Raw genomic sequence first — 16,373 nt, forward strand, 5'->3', positions numbered from 1 at the left:
CGCTCTACTCAGCTCTTTCAGCGGCCTTGACTATGCTCCGGAGGTTCTTCTTGTTCAGGTCGAGCGTAACACCATCTGGGCCGACCTTAGCAGACGAGGACATACCAAGGAGAGCTTGCATAGCGAGGTCACCACTGTCCTCGGATGGCTTTCCTTCCCCTGCCTCAAACAAGCCACGAGTTACACCTTCGAGCCATTCTTGCGGAACCTCGCCATCGTGCTCCTGAGTGACCTCAAGCACGCTTTCAATCACCCAATTTGCCCTCAGAATATCATAGTTGAACCTGTCGAGTTCATGGGCCGTCTCCACTTCCGAGTTGTAGATGCGACGGAACCAGCCTGCAGCATACAGAAGGCCGCCGACCCCGACTACAGAAGACAGTATTGACTTGACCATGAGGTAAATGGTCGAAGCAGTTAAGGAGCTTCGAAGAGCATCACTTGCCTGCGCGAGGTCGACCCCCTCCGAGGCCATGGCTGCCGCTGCTTGAGATATAGAGAAGTCGTTTAACCCCATCTGCTCTACTGCTTGGATTGACATTGTAAATCCTGCCACCGAGGCCGCGATGCCAAGCATCGGAACAATTAATGAGAACATGCGTGCGTACTTGGACACATACTCATTGCGGCGCTGCGCAGCGGTTTTCCCTGTGATGATCGACTGCAGATTCCGGCGTCGAGCCTTATAGCTTTCTAGCTCGAGCTTCTGCCGCTCACGTTCGAGCGCCTGCATTGCTTCCTCAAGGGACTTCTCGTTTTCCGCTTTTTTGACATCAAGTTCCGCCTCGATCTCAGCACGACGCTCAGCTAGCTCTGACATCTGCTTATGGAGGTCTTGGAGCATCTGTCGATGAGCCGCCCCGAACCCGGCAATCTGTTGAGCAACGATGTCCACATCGCCAGAACGCACGTCTGTCGGTACGGACCTGTTTTCGAACAGACCCTGCATGACAGCCTCAACTATCCCAGCATCTTCGAAATTGGTTCGGCCGTCGCCAAAGGTAATATCGAACTGGTCGAAGTTGGCGGAGGGCACCAAGCTTGCGCTACCGGCTGGATTTATCCTACGACGAAAGACGATGAATACATCGCCGCCACTGGTCTCCAGGTCTAAATTCGCAGTTTCAAATGCATATCGGCCAGTGAGGGTTTCCTCTTCAACATCCTGTCCACCGACACTAGTCACCCCAGCTACCGAGTAGTCCCATCGAGTTATGAGTTCGAGAGGCGTACCTTCGGGACCAAGCAACTCAAGAACTCTCAACAGCGATTGATGCAACGTGAGGTCATCCATTTTAGCGACAACACGGCTGACTTGGTTCGGCATTCACTTACACTCGTTGTTCGTAGCTGTTAGAGGCTCAGAGGTATCGCCTCCTATCGCCACAAAGCTGCTTTGGTCATTCATGCATAGGTAGTAGGGGATAAGGTCTGCACAGCAAAGACATAATTGAAATCGATATGACCTCATCAATCCTAAGCATAGCAGGAAGGCTCCAGTTGATGCCTAGAACCTTCACGGCCAGACCACTCTCTCTGGGGGGCTGGGAGTGGTAGTCGCCGTAGCAATGGTTCGGCGTCACGAGCTTTAGGGCTGCCACTCCAAGGATTTGGGCACCCCGCAGCCCCCCCAACGAAGTTCGCACGCTCATTCCCCCGAGAATTTCCGACATATTTTTTCGAAGGGGCATCTATATGCTCCATCAGACCAAATTCCCCCATAGCCCCCTACCCCTTTGGATCATTTCGACAACTACACTCAACGATACACTCACAACCATCGTTGACGATTGCAACAAGCCGATCTAGCGTGCCCCGCAACCACCAAACAGCGAGGCTCGGACATGCAGCAATACATCATCTACAAGCGTGTCAGCACCAAAGAGCAGGGACGAAGCGGACTAGGACTTGATGCGCAAGAACGAGACATCGAACTCTTTCTGGAGAACTTCAGCCCAGCGCCATATGAGGTTCTAGGCATCTATGCTGATGTGCTAAGCGGAGCGGAAAACACGAGACCTGAGCTGGATGCCGCGCTCGCACTCGCACGCGAGACCGGGGCAACACTCTTGGTCAGTAAGTTAGACAGGCTATCCCGAAAGGTCTCTGCCATCGCGGCACTCATGGAGGACAAGAAAGTCGCCTTCCGCGTTGCCCAGATGCCAAACGCAGACAACTTTCAACTTCACATCTATGCCGCGCTGGCGGAGCAAGAGCGCGCCTTCATCTCAGCACGCACAAAGGCAGCACTAACCGAGGCGAAAGCGCGGGGAGCCAAGCTGGGTGGTTTGCGAGACAAGACCATGAAGCGCAATGATGCCGTCAAGGCCAACGCGAGAGCACGAGCTGAGAAGATAGCAGGACTTGTCATACCTTTGCGTGATGCTGGTAAGTCATTGAGAGAAATAGCAGAACACCTCAACACTGCGGGCGTTCAAACCGCTCGGGGTGGCAGATGGCAAGCCTCCCAGATCAAGAGAACTCTGGACCGCCTCGATGCTGCCTGAGAGCGACTGAGGTCGCCACCAGATAGGCTTTGGGCTCTTTGGCAACCAACCCCTGCCGAGAGCACAAGGCGGCTCCACAGCGGCGCTTTTGGCCGAATTGACTTTCGACAAGTTCACATTCGTGACGCGGGTGTTGAAGCAAGATTGACTGAACTCTGGGGGGAGCCTGAGAAGCAAACCCCAGAGCTCAGCCTACGGTGCCTGAGAGCTCCGCGAGCGGCGGTCTATCGACTGGCGCAAAGAAGGTCCATGGCGAATTTGATGAGGCCGACCGAAATTGCTTACTCGGCATGAGGCGTGTGGCAGGTATCTGTCTGTTTTCCATAATGCAGCTCGGAGCCCTTATGAGAGCACTGAACGCCGATGCCCTTTGCTCCACCCGCATTCTCCAAAGCGGGGCGAAGCTATCCCGACGGTCAATCGCCCAGCCACTTAACCCTCCGTTCACAGACAAAGCGAAATCCGGCTCTACCCCGTCTTGGAAAGCCCTCCCTTCCTAGACGAGATACACGTTGGTCCGCACCGGAGCCCAGTTGACCTAACGCCCCAGCTAACTAATCCTCCGTTCGTAGACATAGAGAAATCCGGTATCTGTCTCGGCTTGGATACATACTGGTGATATCAAAGCATTAAAGATACTACATCAATCCGGTGGCACATAACTAATATCACTATGGCTAAAATCACAAAGCAACCCACACATAAATGTATGATATTAATACATAAATATCACATCCATTTTCCATTGAGGCGCTACCATGCAGCATGGATTGCCAGAGGTAGTGAACCACACCCCAATGATACTAACGGCTACAATCTCAGTTAGATGAATACCGTGAAGACCGCTTCAACCTTAACAGAGATGAGAACCGGATGAAGACAACTTCTCCACACAACCCGGACGACTACCCCAATGTTACGAGCTTCAAAGACCGGCACGGAAAGCGACGCTGGCGATACCGCAAAGCGAATGTCCACGTTGCACTAGGCTCAGAATACGGAAGTGAGGAGTTCATGGAAAAGCTCAGAGCAGCCATGGCCCAGAGTTCGACACTCACCACAAGACCCAAACACACTAAGCCCAGACAAAGAGTTAGGCGGGCCAGTTTATCTCAAAGCAAGATTGAGAAGATGCTTAGCGCGGCTCTCAACTGTGACTTATCCCCTACCAGCATAACAGCACATGCAGACGGTAGCATCACGATGAGCTTTGTTGAAGAAGCGGAACCATCACCCCCACAGAAATACGTACCCAAGGGATGGGATATTTAAGAAACCACTTGAAGCCCCTCTTGGTGTGACACTAAGGTGTGACACACAACGAAACACTGCACCTCAATAGTGTTCAATAACAGTGACTTAGGTTTTTTCTGGAGTTCCTCCTAGGCTCCACCAAATCCTCCATAGACAAGCAAACACAGGTGTTCTGAACGGCCTGTTGTGCTATGTGGAAACGCGTTTGTTGCGATGGAAAGCACCATTGGTTTGTCGCTGCGGGGTGGGAAATCGATCAAATACAAACAATAAGCACACAGTTCTTCGTTGAATTTACTTGGCTTTTCCCGCACATTTTTGGAAACGGAATATAAAAAGACCCACCCATTTAGCCGACTTGAGGCGCTGGACATTAGAAAGCGCAGCACTGGGCGACACAGCCCCTGCTGTGGAACCAAGAAAGGCCCACATGGTGCAGAAGCGATTGGGGAAACTGCCGTTTTCGCCTCCTGTGGGCTCTGTTGTGATTCTATCATTGGCGGCCGTTATCGTTGCCTTTGTTTTTGTGTTTTACCGAATTTGGGTGTCCGAACAGACCGCTGCCATTCGTGAAAGCAGGTTTGTCGTACAGATGTATGATCGCGTTCAAAGCAGCATGCTCGCTGCTCTGAAACCTTATGCAGCCTCAGATGCCGCCTATCGCAACGTTTCCATCAATTTCGATTTGCCTTGGGTCGAACAACGCTTCGGTCGTGACATGGGGGCTGAAACAAATTTCAGCGCCGTGTTCATGATTGCACCAGACGACAGCATCGCATTTCAGGACCTATCGCGAGACGATCTTCCGCAAACCATTGAGCGATCAGACATGCAGAGCGTCTGGCAAGCGGCGGAAACGATTCGAAACGCCTATCTGGCAGAGGCGAAAACGCGCGCCCCTTCTGACAGCAATTTCTCTGGAAAACTGCGCCAACTCTCTGAGATCCATGCACTGCGATGGGGAGAGCACATCGCACTCGCCGCGAGTTACGCCGTCGTCCCCGACCCTGGCGCAGCACCGCTGGTTGATGAACCACCTTACATCCTGACAGCGCTATGTGTTTTGGACCCAGCTAAACTGTCCCGGATAGCCCCGAATGTTTCGATGGTGGATATTTCAGAGGCGTCAAGCATACGTGCAGACCAAAACGCTTTGCTGATCACTGACCAAAGCGGGGCGCCGCTTGGCTACATCACATGGCCACCCATGGGACAGGGCACGCGCATCATCGTCGCCGCTGCCCCGCTTTTGGTATTGCTCATTCTCACGATCACGTGGTTGAGCTGGCGGGTGGTGCGTAGCAACGCTGCGGCACAAGAAAAACTCGCGGAAATCGCGCTGCAGTCACGCTATGACGCCGACCACGACAATCTCACCGGTTTTTCCCTGCGCGACCATTTCTTCGCGCGAGCAACAACTGCTCTGGAGGCGCAAACGACGGAGCTACAGGCGCTGGTGTATTTGGACTTGGACAACCTTAAGCACGTGAATGACACGTGGGGGCATGCAGCTGGCGACCATCTGGTTCATTCCGTCGCAAATCGCATCACAGATCGTCTGGGCACGCATCAGATCGCAGGACGGATTGGGGGAGACGAATTCCTCATCCTTGTGAGCGGCTTTGCGCAGCAAGCGGAAATCGAAGCGCAACTCAGGGAGGTTTTGCTCGCCCTCAAACAACCACTCCGGTTTGAAGGTCATCTCATTGAGACATCCGCAAGCGCTGGCGTGGCCTATTTCCCGGAACATGGCAGCACAATCGACGAACTGGTACGTGCCGCTGATGTGGCCCTGAACCGCTCCAAAGACATCAGCCAGTTTGGCATCGCCGTCTTTGACCCAACAATGGACGCCAGCTTGAAAGAGAACAGGGACCTGCGTGCCGACCTCCAGAAAGCTGTACAAAACGGCGAGCTTGAGCTTTTCTACCAACCGATCATCTGCGCGCAGCACGGCAAACCTACCCACGCAGAAGCCCTGCTGCGCTGGAACCACCCGTCGCGTGGCCGCATTCCCCCGGATCGCTTCCTACCATTGGCAGAAGCCAGTGGGCTGATGCCCGAAATCAGCCGATGGGTCACGCAAACCGCGATCAAGGATGCGGCCGAATGGCCGATGGACTTTGGCGTCAATATCAATGTGAACACATCACAATTGCTACATGCAGGGTTTCCGCAAGAGATCGGCACATTGCTGGCCAAGAGCAAGCTGCCCCCCGATCAGCTGACAATCGAAATCACAGAGCGCGAGATTCTGGACAGAATCGACGACACCAAATCCGTCCAGAAAGAGCTCACAGACATTGGCGTTCGCTTTGCCCTTGATGATTTTGGCACCGGCTATTCCAGCCTCAGCTACCTGCATCTGTATGACTTCCAGACACTGAAAATCGACAAGAGCTTTCTGTCCGGCCCTGACCTGTCCGAGGACGCAAAAGGCCTTCTGTCGACCATGATCAACCTTGGACAGGTGCTCGGCATGACGGTTGTGGTGGAGGGTGTCGAAACCAAGGAACAGCATGATTTTCTTACTGAGTCTGGCTGCTCTGAGTTACAGGGGTTTCTTTTTGCAAAGCCAATGCCCTTGTCGGAGCTGACTGCGCTTTACGGTCGTCAAAGCAAATCCGGCTAGTTCTTGCTGAGAATTCTACTAAGCTCCCCGCTCCGCAAAATGCCCAAGATCATCCTGCATCTCAAATCAAATGACGCCAACCCAGAGCTGAATGGGTGGCATCTCCGTCTCTATCGAGAGATTGTAAATTTAGGGCATGCTGAAGGCATCGCAGTCGATATTCGCGTGCGTGACAGCGACATACGCGTTGGCACGCGCAGTGTTCCAGATGACCGGTTTAACGACAGAAACCTTCACATCATCGATGATCGATCCATCAGGGCACCCGGTGTTCTGAATGCTGGCGTCGCATACCTGTGGGAGTTTTGGCACCTAGATCCGCATGGAACAAAAGCCTTCTCATCAATAGGAGAAGACACTTACGCCCCCTCCATGATTTCAGATCAGCGCACGGAGACGTTTGCTCGCAATATTAAGCGACGCTATTTGGAGAAGCGGAAGTCGAAATATGACCAGCCCGAAATTCGCGAAAACTTCGTGCCAAAGGCGGTCGCGGTTTTCTTTCAAGGCCAATATCCCCTCAACTCAGGCGCAACGCAGCACTCAGACATTGAGGTGCTGAAGGCAACGCTCCGCGCGACGGGCGATCAGCCGATTGTGGTGAAGCCACACCCAATCTCAAGTGACGCAGCGACAATGGACGAAGTGAAAGCTCTGGCGCAGCACGATTCACGCATCACGCTGACACACGCGAACGTCCATGACATTCTCAGAGCAAGCATATGTACGGTTTCAATAAATTCGACCGTTGCCCTTGAAGGGTATCTTCACGGTGTGCCTGCAATTTTGTGCGGCAAAGCCGACTTCCACCATCTCGCGCAAACCGTTACCGATCTGAGCAAAATGTCACATGCTCTGGAAAATGCGCTGTCCTCGGAGGAGGATTTGGAACGCTACTTGACTTGGTACTTCCTCAAAAAATGCATCCCGATAAACAGCGGGCAACTCCACAAAAAGATCTGGGAAAAATTTAATATCGCGGGCTTTCCAAGAGAACGGTTTGGCTAAGTCTCAAACCTCTAGCAACGGCCTTTTCACAGGTAAAAAGGGCTGCGCGCGTCAGATCGCACACAGCCCCCAGTAAAAGATGTATGGCGCGCTATAGCCCCTCCGGTTGCCCGACAATGACAAACTGTAGGGCATCACTGTCCAAGAGCTCGCCGGCAACCCGCGCAATATCCTCAGGCGTGACAGCATTCACCTTGTCATTGCGGGTCGCGATGTAGTCGATGGGCATGCCATCCATCTGCATGGACACCATGATCTGGGCAATCGCCCCATTACCATCAAACCGCAACGGATAGGCACCGGTCAGCAGCGCCTTGGCTTTGTCCACTTCCTCTGCGGTGGCCCCTTGGTTCGCCATACGGGCCCATTCGTCTTTCACAACGCTGACCGACTGCGCAACGCGATCATTGGCAGATGACACGCTGCCCATGTAGACGTTCGCCAGATCTCGCAGCACCAGATAACTGTAGACCCCATAGGTCAGGCCACGCTTCTCACGCACCTCTGTCATCAAACGGCTTTCAAAGCCCCCGCCGCCCAATATGGTGTTGAGCACATACGCAGGGAAAAAATCTGGATCGTTCCGATCAATGCCGTTTTGCGCCCACAGGGCGACAGACTGTGGTGTGTCATAGTCAACAACGTCGATGCCGCCCGTGATGGCAACATCTGCTGGCCCAGGCAGGGGCGCGCCCGTCTCAGGCAGATCCCCCAGAAGCGCATCAAGCATGGGGCCCAGCTCTTCTTCAGTGATGTCACCAACAACACCCACAAACAGCCTGTCTTTGGCGAGCGCCCCCCTATGAGCCGCTGCAATGTCTGCCCGTGTCAGAGCAGCGACGCTTTCAAGTGTGCCTTCACCGGGCGTGCCATAAGGATGGTCGCCATAGACCAATTCAGCCAGACGTGCGCCCGCGATCTGTTCAGGATCTTTCAAATCAGAGCGAATGCCAGACAGAACCTGCTCGCGCACACGATCCAGTGCATCCTGAGGAAAGCTCGGCGCCACTAGGGAGCGCCGCAACAGCTCAACGGCCTCTGCGCGATTTTCTGTGAGCAGGCGTGCGGAAATAGAAACCGCGTCTGAATGGCTGTCATAACCAAACTGAGCCGCCAGCTCTTCGCTGGCCCGTGCAAAACCTTGGGCATCCAGATCGCCGGTGCCCTCTTCCAGCAAACCGACCATTAGATTGGTCGCCCCACGCTTCCCAGGAAGATCCAAGGATGTGCCGCCCTTGAAACGCAGCTCCAAGGCCACAAAAGGAATGGATGGCTCTTCAACAAGCCATGCCGTGATGCCGCCAGCAGAGGTGACTTCTTTGATTTTGATTTCCGCCCACGCTGCTGGCGCGATAACGACAATGGCAATGAATGCATAAACAAAACGGATCATTGGCTCACCTCTTGTTCTTCAGCCAACAGCCAGCCTGTGACGGAAGTGCGCAGATCGAACACCTCTTCCGCCGCAGCCATGATGTCTTCACTCGTGATCGACTGCAAAATCTCGGGCCACTCTTGGATATCCGCTATGGTGAGACCTGAGGTCAGCCCTCGACCGTACCGATTGGCCACGCTTTCGACACTGTCCCGTTCATACACCTGGCTGGCGCGCAGCTGCATCTTCAGACGATCCAGATGCGCCGCATCAACACCTTCCGCCATAAACTCTGCAACCGCCTCGTCCATCGCGTCTTCGGCCTCCTGCATCCCAATGCCGGGGGCCGGTACCATGATGAGGTTGAAGGTCGTCGCATCAAGTGAGGTGCCGCGATACCAGCTGCCAGCATAGACCGATTGCTTTGTCTCAAACTGAAGTTTTTGGCTTAGCACCGACGTCTGTCCACCTCCCAAAAGTTCGGCAAGAAGGGTCAGCGCGGCCGCTTTGCGTTGATCGCCACTGTTGCGCTCAGGAGCCAGATAGCTGCGTGTTACATAGGGTTGCGCCACCCGCGCATCATAAAACACCATGCGTCTTGCGCTGGATTGCGGCGGTTCGCTGGGTCGCAGGCGTGACGGCAAATCCGGATTGGCTGGTATGACGCCATAATATTGATCGGCCAATACTTTCACGTCTTCAGGCTCTACGTCGCCCGCGACGATCAAGATTGCATTGTTGGGCGCATAATACGTCTCATAGAACGAAAGCGCATCATCCATATCCAGCGCCTCCATCTCATGACGCCAGCCAATTACGGGAATGCCATAGCGATGGTTGAGATACTGCGCCGCAGTCAGTTGCTCCCGAAACAGGGCCCCGGGGTTGTTCTCAACCCGTTGATTGCGTTCTTCGATGATCACCTCACGCTCGGTCAGAATCTCTTCTTCGCCGATACGCAGATTGACCATGCGGTCACTTTCCATACGCATCATCAGCTCCAGACGATCAGAGGCCACCCGCTGGTGATAAGCCGTCACATCGTAGCTGGTAAAGGCGTTGTCGCGCCCCCCATTGGCCGCAACCGTCGACGAGAACTCGCCCGACTCCATGGTGTCTGTGCCTTTGAACATCAGATGTTCGAGAAAATGTGCGATGCCGGATACACCGGGTTGCTCATCGGCAGAACCCGCTTTGTACCAAACCATATGCATCACCACCGGCGCGCGGTGGTCTTCGACCACAACGACCTGCATGCCATTTTCAAGCTCATAGGTGGTTACCAAATCATCGGCAGCCTTCAGGGGCGTTGACATCCCCACACTGACGGCCACCGCCAACACTATGCGTCGCAACATCAAAATGTCTCCCAACCAATCGCCGCTTAACATCGATACGCAGGACACGCCGCCAGCAGCTCACTTTATATAAAGAGTGACGCCCCAAGAGGGGCGCTTCAAGATCACTTACGTGATTGTGAGCCAACCAATGTCTGGCTCACACGATTGGCTAGGCGCAGCTGCGCATTGGCGTTTGAGATCAATTGCCTGGCGCAGCAGGGGTGCGCACGCCAGCGCGTTTCCAGCGCCACCATTCCTGCCTGTAGTCCAGTGCTTGAGGCTTATAGACCTGTTCGTAAAGCCCCTTCTTGGAGACCCGAATGCTGGTAAACCGCCCTCTGCGATCACGGAACTCTTCGTCTTCCTGAGCAACAACCTGTCGAATGTTCGCATCACGCCCATAACGAGAGGAATAGGACACAAGACCAGTATCAGAGTTTGGAACAGCTGTGTTCAAAGGGCTGCGCGCCGCAGCAGACCCACCCAAAGCCGCAACAGCATCCCCAAGCGGATCTTGATCTGTGCGGTTCACGCCCGCGGGCGTGGGAGGCGGCAGCGCGGACAAATCACTGGGAACCACGAGCTCTTTGCTTGGCAAGATGCTAAACTCATCTGGGCCATTGCCCGAGCTCACATTGGAATGCAACGTTCCACCCGATGTGCATCCGGCCAGCGCCAACACGACAGAAACGCCCAAAATCTTCAAACGCGCCACGCTCATATTCACTTCTCCAAGAGCCATTGGCACAGCTTTACCCGATCCCAAAGCGGAGGTCACGTCTCTCTTTTGTTACTCCCAAAAAGGATAAGGCCAAATGCCCCGGCAAAGATCCAAACATCCGCCACGTTGAACGCGTAAGGGTTGTCAATTCCGCAACAAGACATGTTCAGGAAGTCCACAACAGCGCCAAATAGCAGTCGATCCACCACATTGCCCAATGCGCCCCCGATCAGCAGCCCTGCGCTGATCATGCCCCATTTGCCCGGCGGATCTTTGCGCACCCAATGCATCACAAAGCCACAAATCAAAACAGCAAGCGAGATCAGAACCCATTTTGCGGCGGCCGGACTGCCGGAAAACAGGCCAAAGTTAATCCCGTCGTTCCACGCCATATGAAACCGCAAAACAGGCGGCAGGACATCAATCTGCATCACCTCACGCAGATTCAATGCGTTCAAAACCAGAAACTTGCTCGCCTGATCCGTGATGAAGGCCCAAAAGCCTGCCCAAAACACAAGACGCATGTCCTGCGCCCCCTTTCTGCCTAACTGCCCCAATGTTCTGTGTTGATCACAGAAACGCTGATTTTTAACTTTGCCGGTACTCTATGTCACATTTGTTGAATGGAACAAGCGCATTGGCGGATTTTCGCACCCGCCAAGCAACGGCTTGCCAAGATCAGTTAAGAAAGGCGCAGCCGGACAAACGCCGGCCACGCACGCTTAAGCTTAGTGGCGGAAGTGGCGCATGCCGGTGAAGACCATCGCCAGACCAGCCTCATCAGCGGCCTTGATCACCTCGTCATCACGCATGGAGCCGCCCGGTTGAATCACACAGGCACCGCCCGCAGCAGCGGCTTCCAATAGACCATCCGCAAATGGGAAGAATGCATCAGACGCCACAGCGGACCCTTTTGCGGGGCTCTCAGAAAGACCCAGCTCATCGGCCATGCGCTGCGCCTTCGCTGCGGCCACATTGGCGCTGTCCAAACGGCTCATTTGGCCGGCACCTACGCCGACAGTTGCCCCGCCTTTTACATAGACGATGGCGTTGGACTTCACATGTTTTGCCACTTTCCAGGCAAACAACAAATCGTCCAGCTGCTCATCCGATGGCGCAACCTTGGTCACCACCTTCAGATCGTCTCGGCTGACGTAGCCCACATCTTTGTCCTGCACCAGCACGCCTCCGGCGACCTGCTTGTAAGCAGTGATCGCTTCACGCACATTTGGCAGACCGTCAGTCAGCAGGAGACGCAGGTTTTTCTTAGCCGCGAAAATTTCTTTGGCTTCATCAGACGCGCCCGGCGCAATCACCACCTCAGTGAAGATCTCAACAATCTTGCTGGCGGTCTCTGCATCCAGCGGCTGGTTCAGCGCCACAATCCCACCAAAGGCAGAGGTGCGGTCACAATCAAACGCTTTCTGATAGGCTTCCACCAAGGTCGTGCCAACCGCCACACCGCATGGGTTGGCATGCTTGATGATCGCGACAGCTGGGCTGTTGGCTGGATCAAATTCCGCCACCAGCTCAAAGGCTGCATCGGTGTCATTGATGTTGTTGTAGCTTAGCTCTTTGCCCTGCAGCTGAGTGGCGGTTGCAACGCCGGGGCGGCCAGTGCCATCGGTGTAGAAGGTCGCTTCCTGATGGCTGTTCTCACCATAGCGCAAGGTTTGTTTGATCTCACCGGCGAAGGCACGACGGCGCGGCGCTTTCTCTTCCAGCGCTTTGGCCATCCAATTGGACACGGCGGCGTCATAGGCTGCGGTGCGCGCATAAGCGGTCTGTGCCAGCTTTTGGCGGAACGCAAATGTGGTCTGCCCATCATTGGCCTCCAACTCGCCCAGAAGCGCATCGTAGTCTTCGACGTCCACAACAACGTTCACGAAGCCATGGTTTTTAGACGCCGCACGGATCATTGCCGGGCCGCCAATGTCGATGTTTTCAATGCAGGTCTCATAATCACCGCCTGCGGCCACGGTGGCCTCAAACGGATAGAGATTCACCACCAAGAGATCGATTGCACCGATGCCATGCTCATCCATTGCCGCAACATGATCATCGTTGTCGCGCAGCGCCAACAGACCCCCATGTACTTTTGGGTGCAGGGTCTTCACACGACCGTCCATCATCTCAGGAAATCCGGTCACCTCGGAAACGTCTTTCACCACGAGCCCCGCATCGCGCATCGCTTTGGCGGATCCGCCTGTAGAAAGGAGCTCGACACCCCGGTTGGAAAGCGCGGTGGCCAGTTCGATCAATCCGGTCTTGTCGGATACGGATAGCAATGCGCGGCGAATGGGGTGGAGATCGGTCATAGGGGCGTGGTCCTTGGGCTCAGCTGTTCAAATCCATCTCATCCCGGTTCAAGTCCCTGATCGCCATGTTGGTCTCATGGGCTTTGCTCAGCGACCACCGGATGCGGGTCGCATACTCCATTGCCACGCCAGATAGAACGATTTGTTTGGTCGCACGCGGCTTTAATCGCCCTTTTTCAAGAAAAACGCTGGCATCCAGCCGCATTTTGGCGATCGCATCGTGCCGGAACACCCATGTCTCGCCACTTTTTAGGGCAATCGAGACGGCAGCACCGCCCATATCAAGGCTCGCATCGACCTCTGGATGCAGGTGAAATGCAATTTCATAAGGCACGCCTTGCAGGGCGCCTTCATCCATCACCTTGTCAAACCGGCGCTTGGCCACGTCATCCATTGTGACAAGCAAGTCTTCGCCCGCCATGCCCCGCCCATCAAAGGTCAGCTCCAAAGTGCGCGCATGGGTCAGACCGTGGGTCTTTACATAGCCGTTGTGCCCACCTTCAAACCGCAATCCGTCACTGGCATTGCTCATCTGAATAGGCACATCTGTGGGCGCGTCGACCAGCTGCTCCTCGCGCCAGCCTTTGCCCTCTTGGCCAAGCCGTGCGCTGGAAAGCTCATCAATCGTCACGGTGGAATGTGATGGCGTTGCCCGGCCAAACCGCCGCCAATCTTCACCAAAGCTCGCGCCGGATCCGCAATTCACAATCACCGGCCGCCGTCCGCTAGTCAGCTCAAAAGCCAATGTGGAGGCATGCGCATTGGGGGCATTCATGCCACTGGGCGGAACGCTTGCATCCACCACAACGCTGGTGCGTCCAGCGCTTAGGCGGGCATAACCCATCGCCAACCCATCCGCCTGTCGCGTCTTGTTTCCACTTTCCGCCAGAGCATGGTCCAACCGCCCCTCCAGACCGCGCCCCCCGCCATGAAACCGCGCCAAGCCACCATCCGAATGGCGCAAGGTCCGCAAGGTTGGGGCAATACGTTCTATCGCCCGCAGATGCATATCCGAAGGCGTCTGTCCCGCATCTCTCAGCGCGGTGGCCGCCCAGGTGAGCAACGTGAAAACCTCCAACAACTCTTCAGGATTGCGTGTCGGAATACCGCCTTGCACATCCACCTGCTGCGCGCATTCCTTATCCAGTGCCTTACAGGCAGGCGCCACATGATGCTCCATGCCTTCAAGCGCCAAGCCTGCATAAATCAGCCCGGTCAGCGCTTCAAAACGCGGCAGGCCCGGTGCCGTTTTGTGCCACCGTTTACTTAGAAAAATGGTCTGCTGGCCCAGTGACTGAAAAAAGGCTTCCGATGGGTCGGATCCCTGCGCCCGCAACAAAAAAATCGCATGGCTGATCCAGCGGATCAGGCGACGGCCAGTCAGATCAGGAGTCCATCCGGGGCCCGTTCCACGTCCATAAAGGTCGATCCAACTCCAGACCCATTCCTGCGCACGATCCCGCGCCGGCATATCACCAACAGCGGCCAGATCATCAAGCCAAGCGAATCCTTGTAGTTCCTGCGCGAAAACGTCGTCAGGCACATCAATGTCCCAGATCAGCGTCTTTGGGGCGCTCACCAGATGCCCGGCAAATAGAAAATTTCCTGCAACCAACTGCTTACCGCGAGCAAACAGCCCAATGGTGCGTGGCTCAGGCGTGCTGGTGAAACCGGTGGCAGGACGCGCACGCGCACTGCTGCGCGCAGCCACGCGGTGCATCAGCCGCGTCCATCGTGCCGAAAAACTATGTGTTCTGGACATCCACTCTGCCTCTACGCTCTGCTGGCGTTTGTCGGGAGTGTAGCGAGCAGATCGCCGCAAGTCACCGATTCAATCTGCCAATAGAAATCGTGCGTGCCCCATAGACAAACGTCGGGCTGGTCTCTTCACGTCGCTAGATGCCTTTGCGCAACATCGCGACGTAAAAGCCATCCATGCCGCCTCTGTCAGCCCAGAAATCAGGCCGCAAGCGCAGGCCGCCTTCTTCCGTCACCCAAGACGGATCAATCCCGTCGATCAACACCGCGCCTCGATCCACGGTCACATCCGCCCAGCGTTCAACCACCTCTTCGATCTGAACCTCGCCCTCGTCAGGCAGCAAGGAACACGTGCAAAACACCAAGCGCCCGCCGGGTTTCAACAGGCCAATGGCGTGATCGAGAAACACTTCCTGCATACCGATCAGATCACCAAATTCACTGCCATCCTTGGCAAAAGGCAAATCCGGGTGGCGCCGAATCGTCCCTGTGGCTGAACAAGGTGCGTCCAGCAGGATCGCATCATATTGACCGTCCTGCGCCATCACATCGCCTACCACAACCTCGGCATTCAACTGCACGCGTTTGAGATTTTCTCGCAGGCGCTCCATCCGCGCGGGATTGTCATCCACCGCCGTAACCTGCGCACCTGTTGCGGCGATTTGCATGGTTTTACCGCCGGGCGCTGCGCAGAGATCAAGCACAGTCTCGCCAGGCTGGGCATTGAGCACACGCGCTGGGATTGCCGCAGCTGCGTCCTGCACCCACCATAGTCCCTGTTTGAACCCTTCGAGCGCAGTCACCTGCCCCCCCTCGCGCAGACGCACGGAACCTGTGGGCAGCACCTCCCCGCCAACAGCTTTTGCGACAGCTTCTGCATCTTCCTTGGCGGTCAGATCAAGCGGCGCGCCCGCATAATGTGCCGCCTCAATTTCAAGCATGATCTCAGCATCATAAGCCTGCGTCAGAGGCTTGCGCAGCCATTTGGGCAACCGTGGCACACGCAGCTTTGCCCACTCATCGCGGCCCTTATCATCAACCTTGCGCAGCACCGCATTCACAAGGCCCTTCATGCCCGCAGTGCGTTTAGATTTGCTGACGATCTCTACCGCGTCATTGACCACGCCATGCGCTGCGCCACCCTGACAGATCTCCAGAGTTGCCATGCGCAGCACATTCTGAACCGTCAAAGTCGGGATCTTTTTGAGATGCTTCTGAAGCACGCGATCCGCCCGCTCCAGATTGCGCAATGTGTCGGTGGCCAATCGTTGCGCGCGCGCACGCTCTGCTGGCTCCAGCTTTTGCAATGCCCCGCCTGCAATCACATCTGACAGCAAACGCCCTTCGCCCATCACCTGATCCAAAAGGTAAACCGCACTGCGACGGGTCGGGTAGCTGGATTTGGACATGTAAGAGACCTTCAGAGATGGTGGCCACAACACATGCGTGGCGACAGGGGA

At 55.3% G+C, this 16,373-nt stretch carries 11 protein-coding genes; 3 read left to right on the forward strand and 8 right to left on the reverse strand.

Features of this window, described 5'->3' with window-relative positions; translation table 11 throughout:
* Window positions 1-4: 4 nt before the first annotated feature.
* Entirely contained in the window at window positions 5-1,327 is a 1,323-nt protein-coding gene (locus PJL69_RS08175; RefSeq protein WP_271309212.1) for a hypothetical protein, read from the reverse strand.
* Window positions 1,328-1,844: 517 nt separating this feature from the next.
* Between PJL69_RS08175 and PJL69_RS08180 the strand changes: the two genes are divergently transcribed.
* From PJL69_RS08180 to PJL69_RS08190, 3 genes are all read left to right on the forward strand, one after another.
* Window positions 1,845-2,507, forward strand: a complete 663-nt coding sequence (locus tag PJL69_RS08180) for a recombinase family protein (RefSeq protein WP_271309213.1) — start codon at window positions 1,845-1,847, stop codon at window positions 2,505-2,507.
* A 1,684-nt stretch (window positions 2,508-4,191) separates the two neighbouring features.
* Window positions 4,192-6,393, forward strand: coding sequence for a putative bifunctional diguanylate cyclase/phosphodiesterase (locus tag PJL69_RS08185; protein ID WP_271309214.1), 2,202 nt, complete (start codon window positions 4,192-4,194; stop codon window positions 6,391-6,393).
* Window positions 6,394-6,432: 39 nt separating this feature from the next.
* Window positions 6,433-7,401 (forward strand): capsular polysaccharide export protein, LipB/KpsS family, encoded by a 969-nt coding sequence (locus PJL69_RS08190; protein WP_271309215.1) that lies wholly within the window; start codon window positions 6,433-6,435, stop codon window positions 7,399-7,401.
* Window positions 7,402-7,492: 91 nt separating this feature from the next.
* On the opposite strand, the gene PJL69_RS08195 is transcribed toward PJL69_RS08190, so the two are convergent.
* From PJL69_RS08195 to PJL69_RS08225, 7 genes are all read right to left on the reverse strand, one after another.
* Window positions 7,493-8,794 carry a M16 family metallopeptidase gene (locus PJL69_RS08195; RefSeq protein ID WP_271309216.1) on the reverse strand — a complete coding sequence of 434 codons (1,302 nt, stop codon included), beginning with the start codon at window positions 8,792-8,794 and terminating at the stop codon, window positions 7,493-7,495.
* The gene (locus PJL69_RS08200) at window positions 8,791-10,134 is read right to left on the reverse strand and encodes a M16 family metallopeptidase (RefSeq protein ID WP_271309217.1); all 1,344 of its coding nucleotides are present in this window, start codon (window positions 10,132-10,134) and stop codon (window positions 8,791-8,793) included. Before PJL69_RS08200 ends, PJL69_RS08195 begins: the two co-directional genes overlap by 4 nt.
* A gap of 181 nt (window positions 10,135-10,315) precedes the next feature.
* On the reverse strand, window positions 10,316-10,837 hold the full coding sequence (locus PJL69_RS08205) for a DUF3035 domain-containing protein (protein WP_271309218.1): 522 nt from the start codon (window positions 10,835-10,837) through the stop codon (window positions 10,316-10,318).
* A gap of 53 nt (window positions 10,838-10,890) precedes the next feature.
* A complete protein-coding gene (gene lspA, locus PJL69_RS08210; protein ID WP_209097117.1) occupies window positions 10,891-11,361 on the reverse strand; it encodes a signal peptidase II in 471 nt (156 codons plus the stop codon).
* Window positions 11,362-11,565: 204 nt separating this feature from the next.
* A complete protein-coding gene (gene purH, locus PJL69_RS08215; protein ID WP_271309219.1) occupies window positions 11,566-13,155 on the reverse strand; it encodes a bifunctional phosphoribosylaminoimidazolecarboxamide formyltransferase/IMP cyclohydrolase in 1,590 nt (529 codons plus the stop codon).
* Between the two features lie 19 nt (window positions 13,156-13,174).
* A complete protein-coding gene (locus PJL69_RS08220) occupies window positions 13,175-14,917 on the reverse strand; it encodes a heparinase II/III family protein (protein ID WP_271309220.1) in 1,743 nt (580 codons plus the stop codon).
* Between the two features lie 133 nt (window positions 14,918-15,050).
* Window positions 15,051-16,322 carry an RsmB/NOP family class I SAM-dependent RNA methyltransferase gene (locus PJL69_RS08225; protein ID WP_271309221.1) on the reverse strand — a complete coding sequence of 424 codons (1,272 nt, stop codon included), beginning with the start codon at window positions 16,320-16,322 and terminating at the stop codon, window positions 15,051-15,053.
* Between the last annotated feature and the right edge of the window lie 51 nt (window positions 16,323-16,373).

Source organism: Shimia sp. MMG029 (genome assembly GCF_027947445.1).
Taxonomy (GTDB): domain Bacteria; phylum Pseudomonadota; class Alphaproteobacteria; order Rhodobacterales; family Rhodobacteraceae; genus Shimia.

What these genes read in the sequence shown, in the direction of transcription:
- PJL69_RS08175 (WP_271309212.1), bottom strand. Translation starts at nt 1,327, where the DNA reads ATGCCGAACCAAGTCAGCCGTGTTGTCGCTAAAATGGATGACCTCACG.
- PJL69_RS08180 (WP_271309213.1), top strand. Translation starts at nt 1,845, where the DNA reads ATGCAGCAATACATCATCTACAAGCGTGTCAGCACCAAAGAGCAGGGA.
- PJL69_RS08185 (WP_271309214.1), top strand. Translation starts at nt 4,192, where the DNA reads ATGGTGCAGAAGCGATTGGGGAAACTGCCGTTTTCGCCTCCTGTGGGC.
- PJL69_RS08190 (WP_271309215.1), top strand. Translation starts at nt 6,433, where the DNA reads ATGCCCAAGATCATCCTGCATCTCAAATCAAATGACGCCAACCCAGAG.
- PJL69_RS08195 (WP_271309216.1), bottom strand. Translation starts at nt 8,794, where the DNA reads ATGATCCGTTTTGTTTATGCATTCATTGCCATTGTCGTTATCGCGCCA.
- PJL69_RS08200 (WP_271309217.1), bottom strand. Translation starts at nt 10,134, where the DNA reads ATGTTGCGACGCATAGTGTTGGCGGTGGCCGTCAGTGTGGGGATGTCA.
- PJL69_RS08205 (WP_271309218.1), bottom strand. Translation starts at nt 10,837, where the DNA reads ATGAGCGTGGCGCGTTTGAAGATTTTGGGCGTTTCTGTCGTGTTGGCG.
- lspA (WP_209097117.1), bottom strand. Translation starts at nt 11,361, where the DNA reads ATGCGTCTTGTGTTTTGGGCAGGCTTTTGGGCCTTCATCACGGATCAG.
- purH (WP_271309219.1), bottom strand. Translation starts at nt 13,155, where the DNA reads ATGACCGATCTCCACCCCATTCGCCGCGCATTGCTATCCGTATCCGAC.
- PJL69_RS08220 (WP_271309220.1), bottom strand. Translation starts at nt 14,917, where the DNA reads ATGTCCAGAACACATAGTTTTTCGGCACGATGGACGCGGCTGATGCAC.
- PJL69_RS08225 (WP_271309221.1), bottom strand. Translation starts at nt 16,322, where the DNA reads ATGTCCAAATCCAGCTACCCGACCCGTCGCAGTGCGGTTTACCTTTTG.